Origin of the sequence: Paraburkholderia sp. RCC_158 (assembly GCF_041355255.1) — a bacterium.
Classification (GTDB): domain Bacteria; phylum Pseudomonadota; class Gammaproteobacteria; order Burkholderiales; family Burkholderiaceae; genus Paraburkholderia; species Paraburkholderia graminis.
Map to the genome: position 1 here is coordinate 36,330 of NZ_JBFUPM010000031.1, position 19,728 is coordinate 56,057.

17 protein-coding genes and 3 pseudogenes are annotated in these 19,728 nt (G+C 61.3%); 12 read left to right on the top strand and 8 right to left on the bottom strand.

The features are described 5' to 3' along the window. Positions 1–10 precede the first annotated feature (10 nt). The 8 genes and pseudogenes from AB6809_RS33285 to AB6809_RS33320 all read left to right on the top strand — a co-directional run bounded on the left by AB6809_RS33285 (position 11) and on the right by AB6809_RS33320 (position 8,412). Entirely contained in the window at positions 11–871 is an 861-nt protein-coding gene (locus AB6809_RS33285; RefSeq protein ID WP_371028156.1) for an ABC transporter permease, read from the top strand. 104 nt (positions 872–975) lie between these two features. Then, complete coding sequence (locus AB6809_RS33290; RefSeq protein WP_371028157.1) at positions 976–2,346, top strand: sensor histidine kinase; 1,371 nt, start codon at positions 976–978, stop codon at positions 2,344–2,346. Positions 2,347–2,356: 10 nt separating this feature from the next. Next, positions 2,357–3,031 carry a response regulator gene (locus AB6809_RS33295; protein ID WP_371028158.1) on the top strand — a complete coding sequence of 225 codons (675 nt, stop codon included), beginning with the start codon at positions 2,357–2,359 and terminating at the stop codon, positions 3,029–3,031. Between the two features lie 187 nt (positions 3,032–3,218). Then, positions 3,219–4,346, top strand: coding sequence for a porin (locus AB6809_RS33300; RefSeq protein WP_371028159.1), 1,128 nt, complete (start codon positions 3,219–3,221; stop codon positions 4,344–4,346). A 110-nt stretch (positions 4,347–4,456) separates the two neighbouring features. Continuing rightward, on the top strand, positions 4,457–4,786 hold the full coding sequence (locus tag AB6809_RS33305) for a Tar ligand binding domain-containing protein (protein ID WP_371028160.1): 330 nt from the start codon (positions 4,457–4,459) through the stop codon (positions 4,784–4,786). Between the two features lie 428 nt (positions 4,787–5,214). After that, on the top strand, positions 5,215–5,772 hold the full coding sequence (locus AB6809_RS33310) for a hypothetical protein (RefSeq protein WP_371028161.1): 558 nt from the start codon (positions 5,215–5,217) through the stop codon (positions 5,770–5,772). A 342-nt stretch (positions 5,773–6,114) separates the two neighbouring features. Further along, positions 6,115–6,761, top strand: a pseudogene (locus AB6809_RS33315) (methyl-accepting chemotaxis protein). Positions 6,762–8,061: 1,300 nt separating this feature from the next. Beyond that, a complete protein-coding gene (locus AB6809_RS33320; RefSeq protein WP_371028162.1) occupies positions 8,062–8,412 on the top strand; it encodes a hypothetical protein in 351 nt (116 codons plus the stop codon). 579 nt (positions 8,413–8,991) lie between these two features. On the opposite strand, the gene AB6809_RS33325 is transcribed toward AB6809_RS33320, so the two are convergent. The 4 genes from AB6809_RS33325 to AB6809_RS33340 form a co-directional block, all read right to left on the bottom strand. Further along, positions 8,992–10,323, bottom strand: a complete 1,332-nt coding sequence (locus AB6809_RS33325) for a sensor histidine kinase (protein ID WP_371028163.1) — start codon at positions 10,321–10,323, stop codon at positions 8,992–8,994. Beyond that, complete coding sequence (locus AB6809_RS33330; RefSeq protein ID WP_371028164.1) at positions 10,320–10,982, bottom strand: response regulator; 663 nt, start codon at positions 10,980–10,982, stop codon at positions 10,320–10,322. The genes AB6809_RS33325 and AB6809_RS33330 overlap by 4 nt, the downstream gene beginning before the upstream one ends. A 163-nt stretch (positions 10,983–11,145) precedes the next feature. Beyond that, complete coding sequence (locus AB6809_RS33335) at positions 11,146–11,454, bottom strand: DUF4148 domain-containing protein (protein WP_371028165.1); 309 nt, start codon at positions 11,452–11,454, stop codon at positions 11,146–11,148. A 335-nt stretch (positions 11,455–11,789) separates the two neighbouring features. Then, a complete protein-coding gene (locus AB6809_RS33340) occupies positions 11,790–12,038 on the bottom strand; it encodes a hypothetical protein (protein ID WP_371028166.1) in 249 nt (82 codons plus the stop codon). A gap of 85 nt (positions 12,039–12,123) precedes the next feature. On the opposite strand from AB6809_RS33340, the gene AB6809_RS33345 reads away from it, so the two are divergent. The 4 genes and pseudogenes from AB6809_RS33345 to AB6809_RS33360 form a co-directional block, all read left to right on the top strand. Then, positions 12,124–13,365 (top strand): TolC family protein, encoded by a 1,242-nt coding sequence (locus AB6809_RS33345; protein WP_371028167.1) that lies wholly within the window; start codon positions 12,124–12,126, stop codon positions 13,363–13,365. Positions 13,366–13,513: 148 nt separating this feature from the next. Next, on the top strand, positions 13,514–14,479 hold the full coding sequence (locus tag AB6809_RS33350; RefSeq protein ID WP_371028168.1) for an efflux RND transporter periplasmic adaptor subunit: 966 nt from the start codon (positions 13,514–13,516) through the stop codon (positions 14,477–14,479). After that, positions 14,476–17,526 (top strand): efflux RND transporter permease subunit, encoded by a 3,051-nt coding sequence (locus AB6809_RS33355; protein WP_371028169.1) that lies wholly within the window; start codon positions 14,476–14,478, stop codon positions 17,524–17,526. Before AB6809_RS33350 ends, AB6809_RS33355 begins: the two co-directional genes overlap by 4 nt. Positions 17,527–17,967: 441 nt before the next feature. After that, positions 17,968–18,108, top strand: a pseudogene (locus AB6809_RS33360) (transposase); the annotation flags it as partial. A gap of 36 nt (positions 18,109–18,144) precedes the next feature. Here the strand turns inward: AB6809_RS33360 and AB6809_RS33365 are convergent. The 4 genes and pseudogenes from AB6809_RS33365 to AB6809_RS33380 all read right to left on the bottom strand — a co-directional run. Further along, positions 18,145–18,444, bottom strand: a complete 300-nt coding sequence (locus tag AB6809_RS33365) for a flagellar protein FliT (protein WP_371028170.1) — start codon at positions 18,442–18,444, stop codon at positions 18,145–18,147. A gap of 17 nt (positions 18,445–18,461) precedes the next feature. Continuing rightward, positions 18,462–18,716 (bottom strand): annotated as a pseudogene (fliD, locus tag AB6809_RS33370) (flagellar filament capping protein FliD); the annotation flags it as partial. A 54-nt stretch (positions 18,717–18,770) separates the two neighbouring features. Next, positions 18,771–19,118 (bottom strand): IS66 family insertion sequence element accessory protein TnpB, encoded by a 348-nt coding sequence (tnpB, locus tag AB6809_RS33375; RefSeq protein ID WP_371028171.1) that lies wholly within the window; start codon positions 19,116–19,118, stop codon positions 18,771–18,773. Positions 19,119–19,386: 268 nt separating this feature from the next. Next, on the bottom strand, positions 19,387–19,728 hold a 342-nt coding region (locus tag AB6809_RS33380), incomplete at its 5' end, for a hypothetical protein (protein WP_371028172.1).

The following is a 19,728-nucleotide window of genomic DNA, read 5'->3' on the forward strand; positions in this document are numbered from 1 at the left end:
AAATACACTCATGGCAACCTCTGAATACATCGCCGAACCAGGCATCGACGCTACCTCGCTGGCCGCAGTTGAGCGAAATGCACAGCGACGGCTGCGCCAGCGGCGCGCGCTGATCATCGGCCTGCGTGTCCTGGTACTGGTGGTTGTGCTCGGCGGATGGGAGATCGGCGGGCGGACGAAATGGATCGATCCATTCTTCTTCTCGATGCCGTCGCTGATCTTCCAGCAGATCGTCGACTGGTTCGTCAACGGCACATCACAGGGCCCGCTGCTGGTGCAGGTCTGGGTCACGCTTGAGGAAACATTCCTTGGGTTTCTGATCGGTTCGGTTGGCGGCATTGTCTGCGGCGTTGTGCTCGGCCGCAACAAACTGCTCTCCGACGTGTTCGGCCTCTACATCCAGATCGCGAATTCAATTCCCCGCGTTGTCCTCGGTTCAGTGTTCGTGATCGCGCTTGGCCTCGGCATGGCGTCGAAGGTGGCACTGGCCGTCGTCATGGTCTTTTTCGTCGTGTTCGGCAACGCCTTCCAGGGCGTACGGGAAGCTGACCGCTACATGATCGCAAATGCGCAGATCCTGGGCGCATCGAAGCGCCAATTGACCACCTCGGTCGTGATTCCTTCCGCACTGTCGTGGATTCTCGCCAGCCTGCATGTGAGCTTCGGCTTCGCCCTGGTTGGCGCGGTGGTGGGCGAGTTCCTCGGCTCAAAGCAGGGTATTGGCCTGCTAATCTCGACCGCGCAGGGAGCATTTAACGCCAGCGGGGTTTTTGCAGCGATGATCGTACTCGCGGTGGTCGCGCTTACTGCGGACTATCTGCTGACCACGCTGGAAAAGCGCCTGCTGAAATGGAGACCTGCTGCGTTCTGAGCGTCAGAACGCGGAAGGTGGCACTTGCGATCAGCCAGGGGCAGTAAAAGACCGGTGCTGAGCGCAGTGGCAGTACGCGCGGAACCTGTGCGGGGGAGTCAACGATGATGGATAGCCTGCGTGTACGCCTGCTCGGGTGGCTGCTGGTACCGGTCGCCGTGTTTGTAGTCGTCACCGGCCTGATGTCTTATGATGCGGCGCGTGCGACTGCCGGTCTTCTGCAGGACAGCGCATTGCTCGCATCTGCGCGTATCATCGGCGAGGAGGTCAACTGGGAAGATGGCGTGCTGGTTGCCAGGATTCCGCCGGCGGCGCTCGAGATGTTCGAGTCGCCCGACCAGGATCAGGTGTTTTACAGGGTAGTCAAGGGTCGCGCGGGCCTGCTCGGCGGCAATCCCGACCTGGCGCTTCCCGCGCGCGCAACGCCGCGCCCCGTGTTTTACGACACCATGCTCGAGGGTCGGCTCATTCGAGCGGTCGCCTATGAGCGGGAATTGTACGACTCCGGCGCGACGGAGCCGGTGACAGTTGTTGTGGCGAAGACGCAGGCATCGTACCGTGCCATGCTGCAGACCTTATGGCGTCCCCAGTTGGTCCGGCAGGCTTTGATGCTGGCGCTCGTGGTGGCACTTGTCCTGCTGGGGCTGACCTTTGAGTTGCGTCCGCTCATCAGACTGAAGGATGACGTCGCCGATCGCGACGCTTCGCAACTGGAGCCTGTCCGGATCCAGCGCCTGCCTTCCGAGTTGCGCCCTGTCGTCGACGCGATCAATCAGTGTATCGCGCGACTGAAGCTGCATGCGACCAACCAGCGGAAATTCATTGCGGACGCCGCACACCAGTTGCGTACTCCGCTTGCCCTGCTGGCGGCTCAGATCGAGTGCGCCCGGCCGTGCGGCCATTGCGGACCACTGCTCACCGAAGCGCTGGCGGGGATACGTCGCAGCAGCGGGAAGATGACCGAAATGACCAACCAGCTGCTGCTACTGGCTCAGGCCGAATCGTCACCGCCTCGCCACATGCCCGCCAGCATTGACCTGACCGCTGTCGTGTCGTGCGTACTGGAAGAACTCGTGGTGGCCGCGCAGCGACGCAAGATCGACCTAGGCGCGGAGTTCACCGCGACGGTGTGCGTCACAGGTAGCGAAACGCTGATGACGGCGCTCGTCACGAATCTGGTCGATAACGCGATCCGCTATACGCAGGAGGGCGGACGGGTTACCGCCAGGTGCCGGGAGGAAGGCGACGAAGTTGTACTGGAGGTGATCGATAACGGTCCTGGCATTCCGGCCGAGGCGCGCGCCCATGTATTCGAACGTTTCTATCGCGGAGCAACTGACATCGAGGGAACGGGCCTGGGCCTGTCGATCGTGCGCGAAATCGCGCATTCGCACGGTGGAACGGTCGCGTTGAGGTCACAGGCGGAGCATGTTGGGCTTGTCGTCACGGTCCGCTTGCCGAGACGGCGTGATTGAGGATAACGCGATGAAGTTGCTGCTGGTGGAAGACAATATTGAGCTCGCGCACTGGGTTAACAATCTGCTGCGCCAGGAGAACTTCGCGGTCGACTGTGCGCCTGACGGTGAACGGGCGGACGCAATGCTGACGACGCAGCGCTACGACGTGGTGCTGCTTGACCTCCGGTTGCCACGAATGGACGGCAACGAGGTACTGGCACGACTGCGCCGCCGCGGCGACATCGTTCCGGTGTTGATGCTAACCGCGCATGGTTCGACGGAGGACAAGGTCGACTGTTTCAGTGCAGGTGCCGACGACTATGTTGTCAAGCCGTTCGAAGCACGGGAGCTGGTCGCACGTATCAAGGCGTTGATCCGCCGGCAATCGGGTGGCATGACTTCGCGTCTCACCTGTGGCGACCTGCAGTACATATCCGATACGCGGGAGTTTGTTCGTCACGACATACCCCTCGCGTTGCGCCGCCGCGAGCACACCGTGCTTGAAACGCTGATGTTGCGACAGGGGAAGACGGTGTCGAAAACCATGCTGATGGAAAGCGTGTTCGGTCTGGACGACGAACCGAGTGCGGACGCCATCGACATCTATATCCACCGCTTGCGCAAACATCTCGCGCGCTCAAGCGCCCAGATCATGACGCTGCGAGGCCTGGGCTACATCCTCCGGCAGAGGGATCCGGAATAATGGGCGGGGGCGTCGTGACGTATATCGGTGGATACACTTAGTTGTACAAAAGGTACGGGAAAGGAGCGTGAAGGATTGGGGTAACTAGGATCACCCCATTCGCATACCGGGCCCGGTATCCAGCCGGAAGGGCCGCGGCAGCCGCGAACAGAACCGGCTTTCAACGTAGCAACCTGAGGAGACGAACTTGAAGAAAAAGTACCTTACCCTGGCAGTCGCAGCGGGGGCATTGGGGGCGAGCGGTGCTTACGCCCAGTCGAGTGTCCAGCTCTATGGACTGATGGACCTGAGCTTCCCGACTTACAGGACGCACGCGGACGCTAACGGCAATCACGTCATCGGCATGGGCAATGACGGTGAACCGTGGTTCAGTGGCAGCCGCTGGGGCCTGAAGGGCGCCGAGGACATCGGTGGCGGTACGAAGATCATATTCCGGCTGGAGAGCGAGTTTGTTGTTGCCAACGGCCAGATGGAAGACCCGGGCCAGATCTTCGACCGTGATGCATGGGTCGGTATCGAGAACGACACGTTCGGTAAGATTACGGCGGGTTTCCAGAACACCATCGCACGCGATGCATCGACGATCTATGGCGACCCGTATGGCAGCGCGCGGCTGACGACGGAAGAGGGGGGCTGGACGAACTCGAACAATTTCAAGCAGATGATTTTCTATGCCGCCAGCGCGACGGGGACGCGTTACAACAATGGCATCGCCTGGAAGAAGCTCTTCAGCAATGGCATCTTTGCGAGCGCCGGTTACGCGTTCGGCAACTCGACGAGTTTTGGCTCCAACTCCAACTATCAGGCAGCGGTGGGCTATAACGGTGGGCCGTTCAATGTGTCGGCCTTCTACAACCACGTGAACCGCGCCGGCATTACGAACCAGTCTTATTCGGTGGGTGGCAACTATACCTTCGGCATTTTGCGCGCGAATGCGGGCTACTTCCGCTATCTCGGCAATCAGGGGGCGCTCGGTCAGCGTCAGGACAATGCATGGACCGCGTCGCTCAAGCTGTCGCCGAAGGGTCCGCTTGATTACGAACTCGGCTATCAGCAGATGCGGGTGAAGAACGCCGCCTACAACGCGGACGGCAATATTCCGAACGCGAACATCGGTGCGTTCGACCCGGCTTCGGGCCTGCACAATGGGTATAAGGAAACGTTGTACGGTTCGGTTTTCTATCACCTGTCCAAGCGCACCGAAGTCTATCTGGCCGGCGACTACATGAGGCTTCATGGCGGCTATACGGTCGGATCAACGTTTGGTGCGACCAACCAGCTCGAACTGACGACAGGCGTGCGCACCCGCTTCTGATCCTGGGCGCCGCCCTCACGGCTGATTCATCGACGAGAAGTGCTCCTCTTGCGGCGACGGATAAATCCGTTCGCCGCTTTTTTCTGTTCCGCGGGTCGAGGACGACTACCATGTTCAGAAATATCACTGTCCGTACCGGCCTGACGTTCACGATCACAGGCTGTACGGCCGCATTGATGTTCGTGATCCTCACGTCTGTTGCCGATCTGAAGGCGGCCAACGCCGCGCTCGAGAAGATGTGCACCGAAGAGGCGGTCGCCTTGCGCCACCTCGCCGCGAGCGGCGAAGCAATTTTGCAGGTGCGCGTCGACCTGGGCGGCTACGAAACGCTCGTCGCGCAGGGAAAACCCACCGACGCGGTGCTCACCCGGGTACACGCCGGGCTCGCAGATAATGACCGTGAACTGGCGGCCTATCTGCTGCAGCCGCCGTCGGACTGAGATTGACCCGCCGAAACGGACACCTATCCTTCGGACAAGCGGGTGTCAAAATGGCGGGCATTGAGCACCGTACCCGGCGGAATTCCGGACTCGTATAGTGGACTTGGTAAAGGCGGGGCGAACGCCTGAGGAGTTGGCGCAGGAGTTCCAACCTAGCGCGGACGATAGTCAACTGGGTAGCCAAGCTGACATTGATGCCGGCGTGCGTCACGATGGTCTGAGCACGGCTGGGCGCCAAGAACTCACGCGTGTGCGCCGCGAAAATCGGCAGCTAAAAATGGAGCGCGACATACTCTCTCACGCGGCCGCCTGGTTCGCCCGCGAGACAGGAGCCGTATCCTCAAAGGACACGGATTTATGAGAGCGAACCGGCCTCGCCGGCCCATCGCCACGATGGCACGGCTGCTGGGAGTCTCGACCAGTGGTTCATGGAAGGTTGGTACAACGTGCGCCGCCTGCATAGCAGCATCGGCTATTGTTCTCCGCTCGAATTCGAAAACCTCAGCGCGAAGACAAATACCGTGTCGCTCTGCGGGTTGCTCACTGCCGGGCAGCGTTGTGGTGTGAGAAGCGACCCGCTGCCCGTCTGTGGACAACCCGCGATTCGACGCTTAACGGAGGCCAGACCACGACGAATCTCTGACTGCAAATCCGTCCGTCCGAGCGGGTCAATCTCAGACGACGCGAAGAAGGGGCTGGCTGACGCACTGCGCGCCAGGCGTGAGCAGTTGATGAAACAGGCGCTGGCTCGTGAAGTCGCGGCGCTCGACCCGAACGATTTCATCACCTTCCGGACCACGGAGCGCCACGCCCCTGACGAGGTGTTCAGCAACTATAAAAGCACCCAGCTCGCGCTGGAGAATGTTCAGGTGCGGCAGCAGAAAGCACGCATCGGCCCAACAGGCATTTCCAGCAGTTGTGCTGGTTGTTTGGCGCGATCGGGTTCGTGGCTATCTCGCTTGGGCTGTTCGCGCGCTATGTGGTGACGGCGTCGATCGTGCGGCCAATCAACGCGGCGATCCAGCACTTCGAGCGGATCGCCGCCGGTGACCTCACGGGTCAAATCGCCGGCGTGTGCGCAAATGAGATGTGCCGCCTGATGGTGCACCTGCCCGCATGCAGGAGAGTCTCGTTGCTGCCTTCAGTGAGGTTCGTCATGGAACCGCGGCGATCACACACGGCGTGCGTGAGGTCGCAAGCGGTAACGCCGATCTGTCGACGCGCAAAGAGCAGCAGGCGGCGACGCTGCAGGAAACAGCATCGAGACTGGAGGAATTGACCGCGACGGGCAGGCAGAACGCCGACAACGCACGCGGGAAGCCAGTGCGCTGGCCGACAACGCGTCGCAAACGGCCGCGCGCGGCGGCGAAGTTGTCGACCAAGTCGTTGACGTGATCGCGGACATGGCATCGGGATCGAACAGGATCGTCGATATTATTGGCGCCATTGAAGGTATCGCTTTGCAGACCAACATCTTGCGCTGAATGCCGCCGTCGAAGCCGCGCGCGCCGGAGAAGAAGGGCGTGGATTCGCGGTGGTGGCAGGCGAAGTACGCACACTGGTGCAACGCCCGGCGGCAGCGGCGAAAGAAATCAGGAAACTGATTGGTGGCTCGGTTGCACAGGTTCAGAATGGAGCCGAACTCGCGACCCACGCCGGGGTCACCATGGTAGAAATAGTGAGCGCTGCGCGCGACGTGACCCGTATCGTCAGCGAAATCAGCGCGGCTTTGCGAGGGCAGTCGCGCGGCATTGAGCAGATCAACCGTGCGGTGACGCAGATGGACACCGTGACCCAGCAGAATGCCGCGCTCGTCGGACAGGCCGCGGCAGCAGCGGCGTCGCTCGAAGATCAGGCTGGCGCCCTTGACGATGCGGTTGCCATGTTCCGACGGCATGAACTTCGTCAACCGCAAGGCGAGGGATGCCATAGGCAGGAGCGGGCGGCGCCAGAAGGATGGACCGCCCACGCGTAACGTCAAAGAACACGTTGGGCCAAAACTTTGTCAAAGCCATCGCGGCAACCTGCGCCCCAGTCGCCGGTCCAACCAGCGTAGCAGTGTGGTGCGCCAGGAGGTGCGGGATGGACGCTCGAACGACGACGTTGTGGAGGCTCGGGGCCGTTTTCCTCACATGCATGCTTGTGGCCAGCCTTGAGGGATGCGACGTGTTCACTGCACCGCCCGCACCGGAATGGCCGGGCCCCCACGCACCGTATCCTTTTCCCAATGACGTTCCGCATCGAACCGAATGATATGGCATGGGCGCGGCTATTCGCGCGCGTTCGGTATCGGTCGCGGACAAGCCACAATCGAATGTCGGTCGGAACAGACCTTGCGGTTTTGCGAGAGCGCTGATCCTGTCTCGCCTCGGATACCGTCATCGTCTGAACGTACTTTGACGCCGCTTTCGTCAAATGCCCCTTGCTGGAGGGGATCGCATCGGATCGGTGGGCAGATTGCCAGGCCGCCTGCTATCGCGACAAATAGTAGAAAGCGACCTGAGACCGCTTTTTCCTGGCCGACCGATTGCAGATTCCGTTCAGCGGCTGCTAGTCGCCGGCTACAAAACTAGAATTGTTCGTAGTGGCAGTTGCAATCGCCGGACCACGATCGCGCCGAATCAGGCGCACGGAGTTCGGCCTCCAATCGCGATGTGAAAGAAGGCCCGTTTTCCAGTCCGAATGCGGCGCGCGCGTCGCAGAGGCCACAAGTATGCCGGCGACGTGACGAAGCTCGCGTTGCGGGCGGTATTGGTACTCTCCGCACGGTCCGCAGGGAGCACGCCCGCCCGTACCGAAGCGGACGTGCTCGATCTAACGCGCCAGCCGGTCAAACCGCCACGCGCGCGGCACCGGTCGAGCATCTGGGCTTCCCGTGGCGATGCACCCACAGCGGTCGCATCCCGGTTTCCCGGCGCACATTGGCCGGAAAGCGAGCCAGCCGCCACCGCGGCGGCCGGGGCTGACCGGTCAATCTCGGGTCCTTCGTCGTTGCCTGTGCCTTCGGTCACTCATAGCGGGTTCTACCACGCTTTGCTTAAGGTTTCCTTCAGCTTGACTCACTACAAGCCCGCAACGGCTTACTGTCTTGTGAGTGACAGGAGCGTGCGGTGTGGCGTTCAGTTGTCAGTACGGCTCAACGCGCCTCCAGTACCTCGATGGAATTCATCGCGACCCCGGTGACGTTTTGTCGACTGTGACGAGCGGATCCTGAAGCAGGAGCCGGTTCGTCGCAACAAGCCGTACATGCTTTTCATCCGCCACGAAATTAAGCCATGAAGCCAGTCACCGCCGACATGGTGCGTGCTCACCTGATGGTAGCCTCGCTCACGGCTGTCGCCGCCGACTTGCTCGCCTGCGTGACAGTCTTCGTGGAGCCGGGCGTCGAGCATCTGTTTGTGTCAGCGGCTTTCCGCCTCTCTTGTATCGCGCTGATGGCGGGCGGCGTAGTGGTCGCGCGCCAGTTCGCGCAAGCCGCGTTCAGGGCCGCCGTCGAAGACCGCTATGCGAGCGTTGGCTCTCTGTGCACCGGACCGGTCAATCTCGCGTCGGATTGCCCGCGGCTGTGGCTCGTCGTCCTGCATCTCCGTCTCACGGGGAAGCCGTTCGTTTTGAGCGAACGCTGACGGAGACCAGCAATGGCATCGTACGCATTACCGGCATCCGAATGAATTGTGCTTGCCGGCTGCGTCGGCGCGTCGCTCATGCCATGGTGGCTGCGCTCGCGGTGCCGCTCTTTGGGCCGCGCGGCAGCACGGCCTGCCGCTTTTGCCGTGGCCTCCCATGCAAATGTCCTGTACTGGCAGTCGGGTAACATCGCACGCCCGAAGCTTGCCGTGGATCGCCAAGTTGAGCAGCGCGAACTCGCGGGCGTTGCATGACATTTGAATTCGTGTTCGAATCGCCCAGACCTCACGGAGTTTTGCGGGGGCTGGTGTCCGGTCAACCGCCCCTAGTCCCATGGCACGCGCCAAGCGCTCGAAGAATTAAGTGTTTCCATGTCGACCTCCTTTTCAATGAAGGGGATCGATTGTGCGCTCCCTAGAGCGGTCGAACTTCGACCCGTTGCAGCGTTACTGTCCTGCGCAACGCACATGGCAGCTCCAGAAGCACCTGCGGAAGCCGCGCTCGGCTCCACGGCAAGCGTCGGTTAGCGGCGTTTGCGGGCATGGCCATCTGATTCAGCGAGATCATCGCGACACTCGCTAACCGCTGCGCAGGCCTTTTAAAACAACACTCAGTCCCGGCCGCCCGCTATTGTTTTCCAGGCTGAGCGTGGCGTTTTGCCGCTCTGCGATCCGCGACGCGATCGCTAGCCCCAAACCGCTGCCTTGCTCCCTGCTCCCTATGCTGCGATAGAAGCGGTCAAAAACCCGTTCGAGTTCCGCCTCGCGAATCCCGGGGCCGCTATCGACGACCGATACGCTGACTTCGGCTCCATTTCGGGCGAGTATCACGTCGACCTTGCCATGTTCCGGCGTATACCGGATAGCGTTGTCGATCAGGTTGTTCAGCAAGACTTCGAGACCGCCGGCTTCTGCATGTACGTTGTAGAGGTCATGTGCAGACGAAGCATCGTCGCACTCCAGTCCGAGATCGATTTTTTTGGCCTCGGCGAGGACAGAAGCATCTGCCACTGCACGCTCCGCCAATCGCCGCAGGCTGACCACTTTCAACTGCTCAGTGCGGGGCGCGTCTTCGCGCGCGAGAGTCAGAAGCTGCTGCACGAGGTGGATCATCCTGTCGAGCCTTCCCTCGATACGCTCGAACGTCCTGGAACTGGCTACTGAGCCATCACGCTCAGCGGCCTGTATCTGAAGCTTTAAGGCGGCTAGTGGCGAACGAAGTTCGTGAGCGGCATCTGCCACGAATGTGCGCTGCGACTGGGAAGCGATATCCAGGCGGTTGAGCAGATCGTTCAACGCAGCGACGAGCGGGTTCAGCTCGACCGGAATGCGCCCGTCCAGACGCAATGGAGCAAGCGAGTCTAAGGAACGCGTCGCGAGCGCATTTGAAATCCTTTCGAGCGGTGACAGCCCGCGGCCCACAACCAGAAGCACAATCAGTATGGTCACCGGAAAGAACAGCGCCAACGGCCACAGAGTACGTAGCGCCAGGCGCAGTGCAAGATCGTTGCGCACTGATACAGGTTGCGCGACCTGGACAAAACGATCGCCCTGCTGCGAGCCGAACAGACGCCAGTGAACCTCCTTGTGCTCGATGGTGCGAATGCCGGCGGGAAACCGGGGAAGATCAATGCCGCCCAGCGACATGTAAATCGGCGTCTCCGCGTTGCCCCAGATCTCTATGACAAGTCTGTCTTCTGTGAGGCCCTCGAAGTCGGGGCTGTGGTGCGTAAGCGATTTGCTGTCGGTGATTGTGGCCGGCAGGGAAAGCGCCACCGTGCGCAGTTCGTAGTCAAATAGTTCGCTTGCCTCTGATCGCGCCGTAAGGAAGATGCCATAACCGGCGATCAATGCGGCAGCGCCTAGTCCCGCGATTAACCAGCCAAGCAGCCAGCGGCGGATCGACGTCATTCTCCCCTCTTGAGCCGATAGCCGACCCCGCGCACCGTCACAATATGCTCGGCGCCTATCTTGCGCCGCAGGTTGGATACGTGGACTTCGATTGTGTTGCTGCCCACCTCTTCGCCCCAGCCGTACAGTTTTTCTTCGAGTTCAGAACGCGTGAATACTCGCTTCGGTTCTTCGATAAGCGCCTGTAACAGGCTGAATTCCCGCGGTAGCAATGACAACCGTTCGCCCCTCACGGACGCCTCATGGCTAACCGGGTTCAGCGTAAGGTCACCGTGGGTGTATAGCGGGTTTGTTTGTCCGGTGCGGCGGCGTAGCATCGCGCGCACACGGGCAGCCAGTTCGTCGAGATCGAATGGCTTGACGAGATAGTCATCCGCACCGGCATCGAGACCCGCGATTCGGTTTTCAACTGCATCGCGGGCTGTCAGGATAATCACCGCTGCGCTTCCGCCGCGTCGACGGTACCGGCTGAGAACCTCTACGCCATCCGCCCTCGGTAGACCGAGGTCGAGCAGAACGACATCATAGACATCGTGATCCAGTGAGAGCTCGGCCTCGCGTCCATCACGTGCCCAGTCGACCGCGTAACCGGCCCGCCGCATGAACTCCACCACCGGCTCGCCAATCATTTCATCGTCTTCCGCTAACAACAATCGCATGGTGCTGTATCTCCTGGCTTTCCGCCATTGTCAATCGCCGCGGTCACCTCGATCACGCTTTCGTCAACGGTGAGCCGCCGTCAATCCACGGGCAGCCGCAATGCGGTTAGTTGGGCCGCGTCCGCGGGTTTCGTCTCGACGAAGGACCGAGCATTTTCGCCGTTCAGTGATGAGCGAAGATTCCGCCAACCGCGCTGGACGAGACGGCATTTTCAGAGGACAGCACCCGCGATTCCGACGATCCGCCAGTTTGCGGACCGTAACCCCCTGTTTGCGCGGATGGGTTCTGGTTCGCGGCTTGCTGGCCAGCCGGATAGTGCACCTTCGACTGCATGCGATGGTCTTGCGCCGCCTCTGCGCTTTGCGCTCGCACGTCCGCACGGGTGAGCGGGCCGCTTGCGGGCTGCGCAAAACTCGCAACTGGCAGGGTGGTGGCGATAGCAATCAGGCTAATCGAGAACAGACTTTTCATGATGAACTCCTTCCGAGTACTTGATCCGTGGATTGCGCACGCCGGCTTGTTCCGTGTCCGACCTTGGGCTTCAACGCCAGGACATATCGCGACGCACAGACTCAGACTACGCATTGAACCTTAGCGGATGCTTATGCGGCATCCGGGTCCTTCCGGCGATTCGATCAAGGCTGCCTGGAACGACGCGCCCAAGGGACCAGGCAGCCGTTAGTTTCGCGCGCTTGCATTCACGTGCCGATCGAGGTGCGAACGATGGCGCACGTGAGGAGCGACAGCATCGAACCCCGAGCCGAACAGCCATGCTGAGAGGCGCAGAGCGGAGCGTTAAGGGTTTCTTAAGGAGGCATTTTGCACAATGGCGTGCTGTTTTGGGCATCCCATCCCGGCATGCCATACATTTTCTCTCGGGGGCCGATTTTGACCGTTTCCAGGATCGCAGCGGCCGCTGTTTCAGCGGTGACGACAGCGGTTGGTTGCTTGATCACGACGTGTCGTGCCATGCCGACGGACCATCTGACCGCCCGCTCGTCCTTGAAACACCACGCCCTGATACCGATCTGCACATTACTGATGAGCGGCTGCACGTGGTACCACCGGGAGCCCCTCTTACCTCAGCGAACCGCCACATCTGAAAGGACGCTCGAGCGTCTCCAGATCGATCCTTCGACCATGCCGCTACCCGAGTTGGCCGCACATCGTTTTGATCCGTCGGACGGACTCGACATCGACGAAGTCGCTATGCTTGCGGTGGCTAACAATCCAGACCTCAAGCTCGCGCGCGACGATCTCGGCATCGCCCGCGCCCAAGCGTATTCGGCGGGTTTACTGCCCGATCCGCAGTTGAGCGTGTCCAGCGACTATCCAGGGGCCGTGGGCACGACACGCGCCTTCAGTTACGGCCTGAGCATCGACGTGATGGCGATCGTGCTTCGCAGCGCGAACAAGCAATCCGCCGATGCGACGGTCGCCAAAACCGATCTCGGCCTGCTGTGGCAGGAATGGCAGATCGTCGCTCAGGCACGGCAGCTATTCATCAAGACGCGCTTTCAGCAGGACACACTGCCGCTCTTGCGGCAACAGCGCGATCTCTCGCTGACACGCTACGAGCGTATGACCGAAGCGCGCCGCGACGGCGACCTCACCGACGACACACTCACCGCCGCGCTGACCGCGTATAGCGACGCCCGCAAGCAGTACACCGACGCTGAACGCGCCGCAGAACAAACGCACCGCGATCTGAACGCGCTGCTCGGACTCGCGCCCGACGTACAACTGCGACTCGCCGACACCGGCGAAACCGCTCCGCTCCAGGACGCAACGCTCGACGCCGCGCTCGCGAAACTGGCGCAGCGCCGCCCCGATCTGATCGCGCTGCAAGCCGGCTATGAGGCGCAGGAACAGAAATATCGCGCGGCAATTCTCAGCCAGTTTCCGAGCCTGTCCGTGGGCTTCGTGCGAGCGCGCGACACGTCGAACATCTATACCAGCGGGTTCCAGATCAACCTGAGTTTGCCGATCTTCAACCGGAACCAGGGGAACGTGGCGATCGAAAAAGCCACCCGCCAGCGTCTGCGGGACGAATATCAAACGCGCCTGAATGAGGCGCACGCCGAAGTAGCGCACATGCGCGCCGACAACGCGATCCTCTCGCGCCAGTTGCAGCAGACCGAGTCTGCGTTGCCGGACGTCGATCTCGCGGCCAGGCATGCTGCCGCGGCTTACGCGGAACATGACCTCACGCTCGGCTCATATACCGACGCGCGAGGTGCAGCACTCACCAAACGCATCGAGGTCGCGACATTGCGCGAGACGCTCGCAGAGCAGCGTGTCGCTCTGCAAGCGCTGCTAGGCAGCGCGATTCCCGACGCCGTCTCCCCCGCTGAGAACTTGACCCAAACCAATGCGAAATAACCTATCTGCGACGCGGCGAGTGCATATTGCGCTACTGATGATAGCCGCTGGCGTCGTCTTCACGTGTTCCGCCTGTCATTCATCCGGCGCGGCCGATTCTGCAGCAGCGGACTCTTCACCCGACAAGCCCACGGTATCAGTGCAGACGGTGCGCCCTCAGCACGGCGCCATCGCACAACCCGTGCGCGCCTACGGCATCGTCGCGGCTTCCGCCTCCAACGTCACCACGATCAATCTGCCGTACATTGCGCGTGTCGTGCAGATCCGTGTGCAGCCGGGACAGACCGTGACGCGCGGCACGCCGCTCGTCGTCGTGCAGGCCGATCCGGTCGCCGTCCTCGCCGCGACCCAGGCGAAGAGCGCCGTCACGCTCGCACAAGGCGAACTCGCGCGCACGCAATCGCTGTTCGACAAGGGGCTCGCGACGCATTCGCAGCTCGCGGCCGCCCGCAAGTCTGCGGATGACGCGCGGCAGGCACTCGCCGCGCAAAACCAGAGCGGCGTCGAAAGTGGCAACAAGATCGTGACCGCGCCGTTCGACGGCGTGGTCATTCAGCTATCGGTTGCGCAGGGAGACCAGATCCAGGCGGGTGCGGCGATACTGCAACTGACCGGCGGCACCGGCAGCGATATGCACGCCAACGTGACGCTCGGCGTGGAACCGTCGGATGCGGCCCAGATCCACGCCGGCGACACAGTGACGCTGCACGGGCTGTCGTCCACGCTCGCCAAAAAAGCGATAGATGGCCGCGTCGTGCTGGTCGGCGCCTCGATCGATCCGCAGAGCCAGCTTGTCGATGTGAGCGCGAACGTGCCGCTCGGACAGAGCGCATTCATTCCGGGCACGCGCGTGAACGCCGACATCGCCACGAGAAACGGCACTTACTGGATCGTGCCGCGCGCGGCGGTGCTCAAGGGCGACAAGGGCACGTACGTCTTCCAGGTCGATGCGCAAAACAGGGCCCGCCGAGTCGCCGTGGCGATCCAGGTCGAGAACGGCGACCGTTACGGCGTGGACGGTGCGCTTGACCCTAACGAAGGTCTCGTGCTCAGCGGCAACTATGAGCTGGAAGACGGCATCGGGGTGCGAGCCAGTGGAGGCGCGCCGCGATGAACTTCGGCCAATGGATGCAGATGCATCGGCGTTCGCTGCTGTTCGTGATCGCCTTGCTCGCGATTGCAGGCGTCATGAGCGCTTTCCGGCTCCCCATCTCGCTTTTCCCCAACGTCGCGTTTCCACGTGCGGTCGTCTCTCTCGACGCAGGCGACCGCCCCGCCGAGCAGATGGCCACGCTCGTCACCATGCCTGTTGAAGAAGCACTGCGCCGCGTGCCGAATGTACTCGACGTCGAATCGAAAACCAGCCGCGGCTCGGCGGAAATTTCGCTCAACTTCAACTGGGGCACCGACATGGCGCAAGCGACGTTGCAAGCCCAATCGGCCATCAGCGAAATTCTCGCCACGCTGCCACAGGGCACCTCCATGCAGGTGCGCCGCATGGACCCCACCGTGTTTCCGGTGCTGGCCTACAGCCTGACGTCGAAAGACCAGTCGCTCTCCGCCTTGCGCGATCTGGCGCAGTTCCAGATGCGCCCGCTGCTTTCCTCCGTGGAAGGTGTCGCGCGCGTGGACGTGACAGGCGGCGCCCAGGACGAACTGGAAGTCGCGATCGATCCCGCGCGGCTCGCCGCGTACAAGCTCTCGCTCGCCGATGTGTCGAAGGCCATCGGCGCGAGCAATGTGCTGATGGCGAACGGCCGGATTGAGGATCACTACAAGCTGTATCTGGTAATTGCGAACAGCAGGATCACGCAGCTCGACGAACTGCGCGACGTCGTCGTGTCGGCAAACGGCGCCACGCAGATTCGCCTCGGCGACATCGCGACCGTGCGTCAGGGCGTCGTGCCCCAGTGGATGCGAGTGACCGCCGACGGCCAGGAGGCGGTTCTCATCAACGTCTATCAACAGCCGGGCGCGAACAGCGTGGCCATGGCAAAAGCGATTCGCGCGAAGCTCGCGGAATTCCAGCATCAGATGCCGCGAGGCGTGCATCTGGCGAACTGGTACGATCAAAGCGAACTCGTAATCGCCTCGGCGACGAGCGTACGCGACGCGATCATGATCGGCGTGGTACTGGCGGCGTTGACGCTGTTCTTTTTCCTGCGCAACTGGAAGATCACTGCAATCGCTGTCGCGCTCGTACCGGTCGTGATGGCAGCGACCATCCTGCTGCTCGACGTGTTTGGCATGGGATTCAACATCATGACGCTCGGTGGCATGGCCGCCGCGGTGGGCCTGGTGATCGACGACGCGATCGTGATGATCGAGCATATCGCGCGGCGTATGCGCGAGGGCGGCGCCCGCGCCTTTCACGGCCGCGTGATGGCCGCGGCGCTCGAATTCACACGGCCGCTCGCGGGGTCGTCGGCGGCGACGCTGATCATTTTCGTGCCGCTCGCGTTCCTGTCAGGCGTCACCGGTGCCTTCTTCAAGGCACTCTCAATAACGATGGCAAGCGCCCTCTTCATTTCCTTTCTTGTCACGTGGCTCGCCGTGCCGATTCTGTGCGATCGCTGGCTCAAGCCGAAAGACGCCGAGGAGCACCGCGAAACACGCTTCGCCGCGTGGATGAACCGGCGCTACGCGGCTCTCGTCGAGCGCGTCACCGCTCGCCCGGCTCTCGTACTGATCGGTCTTTTGCCGCTCATCGCAGTGGCCGCTTTCGCCTTCACCCGCGTCGGGAGCGGCTTCATGCCGAGCATGGACGAAGGGGGCTTCGTGCTCGACTATCACACGCAGCCGGGCACTTCGATCAGCGAGACGGACCGCCTCATGAAGCAGGTCGAAACCATCATCCAGGCGAATCCGAATGTCGCGACCTATTCACGGCGCACTGGCGCGGGTCTCGGCGGCGATCTGAACGAGCCCAACAAGGGCGACTTCTTTGTGCGGCTGAAGTCGGGCAACCGTGAGCCAATCGAAACCGTGATGGAAGAAATCCGCTCGAAACTCGAGACTCGGGTGCCCGGCGTGAATGTCGAACTCGCGCAGCTGATGGAAGATCTGATCGGCGACCTGACGGCGGTTCCGCAACCCGTCCAGATCAAGATCTATTCCGACGACCAGAACACGCTCGACACAACCGCACGCGCGGTGGCCGCGCGAATCGGGAAGATTCAGGGCGTGGTCGATGTGAATGACGGTATCAATCCGGCGGGCGACGCGCTCGAATTGCATATACGGGCCGAAGCCGCTGCCGCAGAAGGCATGGACCCGCAGTCGATCGCGCAAGCCGTTTCCGACATGGTCGAAGGCAACGTGGCCACACAGTTCCAGAATGGACCGAAAACGGTCGGCGTTCGTGTGCGCGTGACGGGAGCGACGGCATTGACCGATACGCAACTGGGCCAGCTACAGATCCGCGCGCCCGACGGTCACCTTTTTGCGCTGAATCGCGTGGCTGACCAGATCACTGTGACAGGGCAGCCGGAAATCAGCCGGGACAATCTGAAGCGGATGGTGGCGGTGACCGCGCGCATCGACGGCCGTGACCTGGGCTCAACGATCGCCGACGTGCAGAAGGTGCTCGGCGACAAAAGCCTCTTACCGGCCAGTGTGTACTACGAACTGGGCGGCCTGTATCAGCAACAGCAGATTGCCTTCAAGGGCTTGTTGACAGTCTTCGGCGCGGCGGTCGCGCTGGTATTCGGTCTGCTGCTGTTTCTTTACGAGCGTTTCCGCGTAGCGCTGGCAGTCATGGCAATGCCCTTGCTTGCGGCGGGCGCCGTGTTCATTGGCTTATGGGTCACTGGCACCGAACTGAATATTTCCGCGATGATGGGTATGACGATGATCATCGGCATCGTGACAGAGGTGGCAATCTTCTACGTGTCGGAACTGCAAGGGCTTACCCGCGACGAAGAGATGCCGTTCGAGGATGCGCTGACCGCGGCGGGACGCAATCGCCTGCGGCCCATTGCCATGACCACGATCGCCGCAATCCTCGCGCTGCTGCCGCTCGCTTTCGCGCTCGGTCAGGGCTCGGCCATGCAGCAGCCGCTTGCGATTGCGATTATTTCCGGGCTGATTGTCCAGTTGCCGCTGGTGTTACTGTTGCTGCCCGTGCTACTGAAGTTGCTGATGAAGAAGCAGGCTATTTGAGCATCGGGAGTTTGGTTACAGGCTGGTCGTCACGCGCTCTGATACGGTCAGCCCGCCGACGGCGATCAGCTAACCGGAAGCGGGCGCCGTCGCGCCGGAATCCTTATGCCGACCGGTGCAATGACCGTACTGGCTGACCTTGAAATACCGCGTTTCCGGTGTCTTGTTCTTGATTTCGGATCGTTGCAAACAAGAGACACGGGACGGCCGTCGGAGTGATTTCAATCGCACTGGATTGACCGCGTCGAACTCTATATCGATACATTCCTTGGCCCATCACAAACATCGCTAAGAGCTTAAGCGACCTCACGCTCCCATTCATTCGACTTTTTGCGCCAACCCCGGCGGAATACACCTAACCGAAAGTCAACGTTCATGGGATCGACGCAAAGACGTTGCAAATTGTTGGTCCAACTGGCTGTTCAGTTACGGTTTGTCGAGATGTCGGAGAGTGCAACGAAAGATGGCTGCCCCAAGCAGGGGCATCCTGTATACCTGCGGGAATTCAAGCAGCAAGTCATCAAGGAAACGCTGCAGCCCGGCGCATCGGTCTCGACCGCGGCGCGACGCCGTGACATAAACGCCAACGTGGTCGTCGAGCGGCGCAAGCGACATCGCTTAAAGCTGTGCCGCCTTCTGATACTGATCGACTGCGCTCGCGCGGCGCATCGCGGCCGTGAATTCGGCCTGCAGTTCGACTTGGGTGGCTTGCGCATCGGCGTAAAGGACCGCGTCGCGCGCAACGATCGAGCGGATCACGTCGAGCGAGCCTTGCACCTGCTGCGCGTCGAGCGACATGATCAGCGGCGAGCGGATTTCGGCGAGCCGCGCGGCTTCGGGCCAGTCGGCCAGCGCGGCCGCTTGCTCGATCTCGCCGGTCAGCGCCAGCACTTTCCCGATCAGGGCAGAGGGCTCCATGTGCGTTCTCCGTGACGTTACTTGTTGGTCGCGAGTGCGCCGGCGCTATTCGTGCCGCCGAACAGTTGCGTCAGGTACTGCGAGTTGTTGTTCATCGTCGCCATCAACGTATTGAGCGCCGTGAACTGCGCCGAGTATTGGCTCCTCACCTGCGCGATGTAATCGTTCAGGCTCTTCTGTTGTGTCTGGATGCTCTTTAGGTCGGAGTTCAGCGCGGTAGTCCGCACGTCGATAATGCCGCCTGTCTTCGTGAAATTGGTGATGCATGTGCTCCATGATGCCTAACTCAAGCCACGTTTACAAGCTCGGGGCTGCGCTGGAGCACCTCACGTCACGCGCGTCACTGCCACGGTGTGGTGCGGCTCTCGCGTTGGGATCTCGATGCCTTCGAGCCATGCGTTGAGCTCCGCGAGCGTGAAGCCGCGCCGAGCGAGTAACGAGGGTGACGGGAAACGGCCTCTTTCAAGACGCTTATACCAAAGTGCGAAGCCGGTCCGGTCCCAATAAAGAATCTTCACTTTGGAGCGATCGCGCGCCACGAAGACAAACAGATTGCCCGATGCAGGCTTCTGCGCAAGTAGCGGCTCGACGAGATAAGACAGCCCATCCATCGCCTTGCGCATGTCGACCGGGTCGCGACAGATGTAAGCGCGAACGTCCGAAGCAATCAGCACCGACCACCTCCGAGCTGCCCGAGTACAAATCGCACGATGCGCTCGGCGTGAACGCCGCTCAGTTCGATACGAACGCCAGCGAGCGAGAGCGTCACCCCGTCACGCGACGGCGATACATCAGCCGCTGGCGTTGCAACAAGCGGCCTTGAGGGAGCCAGTTCACCATCCAGATTGGAAACGATGAATGCCGCATCCGCAGTAACCGCGAGTGGCTGTTTAATCTCTCTGACCGGGCTTGAGAGCTTCTTGCGCTACAGGCTGAAGGTGCTTACCGCCAGACCCTGTTCTCGGCAAAACCGCCGAGCGCCGACACCGCTCGCTTTCCAGGTGGTGACCATTTCGCCCCAGAACGCTTCCCCTTGCCGTGGGCGACGCGTACCCATCGCCGTTGCAGCCTTAATGTTCTCATCTTCCATCGCATCGCCCTCGTTCTCACGAAAGCATCACCTTCACATTCGGGAAGTCGCGATTCAAGACGGGATCCGCTGACGCTTACTAAAAACTCGCAGATCCGGTCCGAACGAACGAGGCCACTGTCGCGCGCAGTTATAAATTGATACAGCAACGCAGTTAGGAGTTGATACACCTCGTTGTAGGGTTGCTCCTTTTG

What these genes read in the sequence shown, in the direction of transcription:
- AB6809_RS33285 (WP_371028156.1), top strand. Translation starts at nt 11, where the DNA reads ATGGCAACCTCTGAATACATCGCCGAACCAGGCATCGACGCTACCTCG.
- AB6809_RS33290 (WP_371028157.1), top strand. Translation starts at nt 976, where the DNA reads ATGATGGATAGCCTGCGTGTACGCCTGCTCGGGTGGCTGCTGGTACCG.
- AB6809_RS33295 (WP_371028158.1), top strand. Translation starts at nt 2,357, where the DNA reads ATGAAGTTGCTGCTGGTGGAAGACAATATTGAGCTCGCGCACTGGGTT.
- AB6809_RS33305 (WP_371028160.1), top strand. Translation starts at nt 4,457, where the DNA reads ATGTTCAGAAATATCACTGTCCGTACCGGCCTGACGTTCACGATCACA.
- AB6809_RS33310 (WP_371028161.1), top strand. Translation starts at nt 5,215, where the DNA reads ATGGAAGGTTGGTACAACGTGCGCCGCCTGCATAGCAGCATCGGCTAT.
- AB6809_RS33320 (WP_371028162.1), top strand. Translation starts at nt 8,062, where the DNA reads ATGAAGCCAGTCACCGCCGACATGGTGCGTGCTCACCTGATGGTAGCC.
- AB6809_RS33325 (WP_371028163.1), bottom strand. Translation starts at nt 10,323, where the DNA reads ATGACGTCGATCCGCCGCTGGCTGCTTGGCTGGTTAATCGCGGGACTA.
- AB6809_RS33330 (WP_371028164.1), bottom strand. Translation starts at nt 10,982, where the DNA reads ATGCGATTGTTGTTAGCGGAAGACGATGAAATGATTGGCGAGCCGGTG.
- AB6809_RS33335 (WP_371028165.1), bottom strand. Translation starts at nt 11,454, where the DNA reads ATGAAAAGTCTGTTCTCGATTAGCCTGATTGCTATCGCCACCACCCTG.
- AB6809_RS33345 (WP_371028167.1), top strand. Translation starts at nt 12,124, where the DNA reads ATGCCGCTACCCGAGTTGGCCGCACATCGTTTTGATCCGTCGGACGGA.
- AB6809_RS33355 (WP_371028169.1), top strand. Translation starts at nt 14,476, where the DNA reads ATGAACTTCGGCCAATGGATGCAGATGCATCGGCGTTCGCTGCTGTTC.
- AB6809_RS33365 (WP_371028170.1), bottom strand. Translation starts at nt 18,444, where the DNA reads ATGGAGCCCTCTGCCCTGATCGGGAAAGTGCTGGCGCTGACCGGCGAG.